The sequence below is a fragment of the Aeromonas sp. QDB30 genome (assembly GCF_027707645.1).
Classification (GTDB): Bacteria; Pseudomonadota; Gammaproteobacteria; order Enterobacterales; family Aeromonadaceae; genus Aeromonas; species Aeromonas caviae.
In genome coordinates this window covers 1-4,331 of sequence record NZ_JAPCIY010000135.1, presented here as the reverse complement: position 1 = coordinate 4,331, position 4,331 = coordinate 1, and the positions used below count along the sequence as shown (strand labels likewise).

Genomic DNA, 4,331 nt, shown 5'->3' with positions numbered 1-4,331 from the left:
GATTTAGGGACTCAGAATACTTTTTTCTGAAAATCAAGGCGGCCTTCCCCGGAAAGCCGCGATGAACCTTTTTTTTGGCCGTTCCCCTCTGGTGCGCTGCTGCATTTTCAATCATTTTTCGTGGTCGTCGTCTGCGTCTTTGGTCGCAGAGACGGGGCGGGAGTGTGGTGATAATCTGGCCACTCACACGGGGCGAGCTTGTTAATACGGGCGAAAACGTGTAGTTTTTTGCCTTCTCAAGAATTGAATAACCAATCAACTAGGAGCGTGTATGCGCATTGTTCTGTTGGGAGCTCCGGGCGCCGGCAAGGGTACCCAGGCTCAGTTCATCATGGAAAAACACGGTATTCCGCAGATCTCCACCGGCGACATGCTGCGTGCGGCGATCAAGGCGGGTACCGAGCTGGGCCTCAAGGCCAAAGCCGTGATGGACGCAGGTCAGCTCGTCTCCGACGACATCATCATCGGCCTGGTCAAAGAACGCATCGCGCAACCGGATTGCGCCAACGGCTTCCTGCTGGACGGCTTCCCCCGCACCATTCCCCAGGCGCAAGCCATGAAGGATGCCGGTGTGACCGTGGACTTCGTGCTGGAGTTCGACGTGCCGGACGAAGAGATCGTCAAGCGCATGAGCGGCCGCCGCGTGCACTCCGGCTCCGGCCGTACCTACCACGTGGTGTTCAACCCGCCGAAAGTGGAAGGCAAGGATGACGTGACCGGCGAGGATCTGGTGATCCGTGCCGACGACGAAGAGAGCACAGTGCGCAAGCGTCTGGATGTCTACCATCAGCAGACCGCGCCACTCATCGGTTTCTATGGCAAGGAAGCGGAAGCGGGCAACACCCGTTACGTCAAGATCGACGGCACCCAGCCGGTGGATCTGGTCAGCCAGCAACTGGCCGCCATTCTCGGTTAAGCCATTCAGGGCCGGCAGGACGCAGCCGTTCGCCGGCTGGCTACGAGAGTGAGAAAAGGGTCCATACCGGGCCCTTTCTTGCATTCCATTCCCACGACACAGAACGACAGGATGCTAACGTGACCACGAAAACCGGGATCTTGCTGGTCAATCTGGGTACCCCGGCCGCGCCGACCACGGCGGCGGTCAAGGCGTTTCTCAGCCAGTTTCTGCACGATCAGCGGGTCGTCGACCTGCCGCGCTACCTCTGGTGCCCCTTGCTTCACTTCATCATCCTGCCGACCCGCTCCCCCAAGGTGGCCAAGCTCTATCAGCAGGTGTGGACCGAGCAGGGCTCCCCCCTGATGGTCATCAGCCAGCAGCAGCGCGCGGCCCTGGAGCATGAGCTCAAGCGGGAAGGGGTCGAGGTGCCGGTGGCGCTCGCCATGACTTATGGCGCCCCGTCGCTGGCCGATGGCTGGCAGGCCCTCAAGGCCCAGGGGGTCAACCGGGTGATCCTGCTGCCGCTCTATCCCCAGTATTCGGTCAGTACCACCGCCTCGGTGTTCGACGCCTGGGCCAGGGCGATGAAAACCGAGCGCAATCTGCCGGTGGTGCGGCTCATCCGCGATTACCATGCCCACCCGGAGTACATCCAGGCGCTGGCCATGAGCGTGCGTCGCCACTGGGAGCAGCACGGCCAGGGGGAACATCTGCTGATGTCCTTCCACGGCATTCCCGAGCGCTACGAGCGGGAAGGGGATCCCTATGGTCATCAGTGCAGGCGCACCGCCGCCCTGCTGGCGGAGGCGCTGGGGCTGGCCCCGGAGCAGTGGACCGCGAGCTTCCAGTCCCGCTTTGGCAAGGAGGAGTGGCTCAAGCCCTACACGGACCTGACCGTGGGCGAATTGCCCTCTCGCGGTGTCAAGCGGCTCGATGTCATCTGCCCGGCCTTCTCGGCGGATTGCCTCGAGACCCTGGAGGAGATCCAGGTGCAGAACCGGGAGATCTTCATGGCCGCCGGTGGCGAGCAGTTTGAATACATCCCGGCCCTCAACAGCGATCAGGCCCATATCCGCATGATGGTTTCCCTCATCTGTCGCGAGCTGGCATGATGGCCGTTCTCATCCGGTGCCCGACGTGGCGGACGTTCGGATTCAACGATAAAGGAGTGTCCTGATGATGCATATCACGCTGATTTACGCCGGCCTGCTCGGGCTCTTGTTCCTGCTGCTCTCCTTCTGGGTGGTCAAGCGCCGCGCCCAGTTCAGGGTGATGATAGGGGAGGGGGAAGCCCCCGAGATGCTGGCCGCGATCCGCGCCCACGGCAACTTTGCCGAGTACGTGCCCCTCACCCTGCTGCTGATGGCCCTGTGCGAGCTGGCGGGGGTCGGGGCGCTCTGGCTGCACCTGGGCGGTGTGCTGCTGCTGGTGGGTCGCATCCTGCATGCCATCGGCATCCAGATCCCCAGGGCTCCCAACATGCCGCGCCTCTTCGGCACCCTCTTCTTCTGGCTGGCGCTGGGGATTTTCTCGGTGCTGGCCCTGGTGCAGGGGCTCTCGGCAAGCTGAATGTCATCCCGCAACACCACCCCGCCACGGGGTGGTTTTTTGTGGCAGCCAAGTCAAACGTTTTCCTCGCAAACCCTTGTCTATACTGACCTCAAAATTCAATCGTGCGACTTTTCGGCGTGGTGGATTGTGTTAAAATCCCGCCCCTCTTTTCCCCAGAGCACAGAAGATTGCCATGAAATTTCCCGGTCAGCGCAAGTCCAAACACTACTTCCCGGTCGACAGACGTGATCCCCTGATCCCGCAGAACTCCCAGCTCACCGAACTGGGCAAGGCCTATGTAGTGGGCATCGATCAGACTCTGGTGGATATCGAAGCCCATGTGGACGAAGACTTCCTGAACCGGTACGGCCTGAGCAAGGGCCACTCCATGCTCATCTCCGACGAAGTGGCGGAGCTGGTCTACGACGAGCTCAAGGCCAACAACATGGTGGTGAGCGAATTTGCCGGCGGCACCATCGGCAACACCATGCACAATTACTCCGTGCTGGCGGACTCCCACTCCATCCTGCTTGGCGTCATGAGCCAGGACATCCGCATCGGCAGCTATGCCTACCGCTATCTGTGCAACACCTCCTCCCGGGTCAACCTCGACTACCTGCAGCCGGTGGACGGCCCGGTCGGGCGCTGCTTCACCTTCATCACCGAAGGGGGAGAGCGCAGCTTTGGCATCAACGCCGGCAAGATGGATCACCTGGATGTGGACCACATCCCCGAGACCATCATCAAGGAGGCCTCGGCCCTGGTGATCACCGCTTACCTGGTGCGCGGCGCCGACGGCACCCCCATGAAGGAGGCCGCCATGGCCGCGGTGCGCTATGCCCGCGAGGCCGGGGTGCCTGTGGTGCTGACCCTGGGCACCCGCTTCGTCATCGACGAGAATCCCCAGTGGTGGCGCGATTTCATCAGCGAGAACGTGACTGTGCTCGCCATGAACGAGGACGAGGCGGAGGCCCTGACCGGGATAAAGGATCCCCTCGGCGCGGCCGACAAGGCGCTGGACTGGGCGGACATGGTGCTCTGCACCGCCGGCCCCATCGGCCTCTACATGGCGAGCTACACCGACGAGGACTACAAGCGCGAGACCACCCACACCCTGCTGCCCGGCGTCATCCCCGAGTTCAACATGTACGAGTTCAGCCGCCCCATGGCCCGGGACAAGTGCCGCAAGCCTGCGCGTATCTACTCCCACATCTCCCCCTACATGGGCGGCCCGGAGAAGATCAAGAACACCAACGGGGCAGGGGACGGGGCGCTGTCCGCCGTGCTGCACGACATGGTGGCGAACGCCTACCACCGCATGAACGTGCCGAACTCCGCCAAGCATCTCTCGGAATTCCTGACCTACTCCTCTCTGGCCCAGGTGTGCAAGTACGCCAACCGGGTGAGCTACGAGGTGCTGGCCCAGAGCAGCCCGCGCCTCTCCCGCGGGTTGCCGGAGAAGGAAGACAGCCTGGAAGAGGTGTACTGGGAGCGGTGATACCTCTTCCTGTCGACCACGAGAAAGGGTGCCACTGGGCACCCTTTCTTGTTTTTGGGGCTGGATCATGTTTTTGGCATCGCTTTTGCTGACATCGTGGACAGCCCGCGTCGCGGCGGCATACCTTGTGTTAAGGATATGTAGCTGCTGCGGGGCGAGGGTATGTTGAGACAATGGAGTATCGGTCGGCGTCTGTCGCTGGTGACCCTGATGGTGCTGGCGCTGCTGGGACTGCTGCTGTTCTTCTGCCTGCAGATCTATCAGCAGGGGCTGATGGGGGAGAAGAGCCGCCAGACCCAGGCTCAGGTCAGGGCGGGAGCACACTTTGTTGATATTTTAACCAAAGAATAACTGAGCCCGATAGTCGTCATTCCAGCCGGCTCT

General features: G+C 61.7%; 5 protein-coding genes. All 5 read left to right on the top strand.

What is annotated here, in order from left to right; genetic code table 11:
• Positions 1-271 precede the first annotated feature (271 nt).
• The 5 genes from adk to PG896_RS20495 all read left to right on the top strand — a co-directional run bounded on the left by adk (position 272) and on the right by PG896_RS20495 (position 4,298).
• Positions 272-916, top strand: a complete 645-nt coding sequence (gene adk, locus PG896_RS20515) for an adenylate kinase (RefSeq protein WP_161469551.1) — start codon at positions 272-274, stop codon at positions 914-916.
• Positions 917-1,035: 119 nt separating this feature from the next.
• Positions 1,036-2,010 carry a ferrochelatase gene (gene hemH, locus PG896_RS20510; protein ID WP_042017278.1) on the top strand — a complete coding sequence of 325 codons (975 nt, stop codon included), beginning with the start codon at positions 1,036-1,038 and terminating at the stop codon, positions 2,008-2,010.
• Between the two features lie 64 nt (positions 2,011-2,074).
• A complete protein-coding gene (locus PG896_RS20505) occupies positions 2,075-2,467 on the top strand; it encodes an MAPEG family protein (protein WP_244813036.1) in 393 nt (130 codons plus the stop codon).
• Positions 2,468-2,642: 175 nt separating this feature from the next.
• The gene (locus tag PG896_RS20500) at positions 2,643-3,947 is read left to right on the top strand and encodes an inosine/guanosine kinase (RefSeq protein WP_010674425.1); all 1,305 of its coding nucleotides are present in this window, start codon (positions 2,643-2,645) and stop codon (positions 3,945-3,947) included.
• 162 nt (positions 3,948-4,109) lie between these two features.
• Positions 4,110-4,298, top strand: coding sequence for a hypothetical protein (locus PG896_RS20495; protein ID WP_270836162.1), 189 nt, complete (start codon positions 4,110-4,112; stop codon positions 4,296-4,298).
• The last annotated feature ends 33 nt before the right edge of the window (positions 4,299-4,331 follow it).

Bases quoted from the DNA above. Each gene is read 5' to 3' on its own strand.
- PG896_RS20505 (WP_244813036.1), top strand. From the start codon at position 2,075: ATGATGCATATCACGCTGATTTACGCCGGCCTGCTCGGGCTCTTGTTC.
- PG896_RS20495 (WP_270836162.1), top strand. From the start codon at position 4,110: ATGTTGAGACAATGGAGTATCGGTCGGCGTCTGTCGCTGGTGACCCTG.
- PG896_RS20500 (WP_010674425.1), top strand. From the start codon at position 2,643: ATGAAATTTCCCGGTCAGCGCAAGTCCAAACACTACTTCCCGGTCGAC.
- adk (WP_161469551.1), top strand. From the start codon at position 272: ATGCGCATTGTTCTGTTGGGAGCTCCGGGCGCCGGCAAGGGTACCCAG.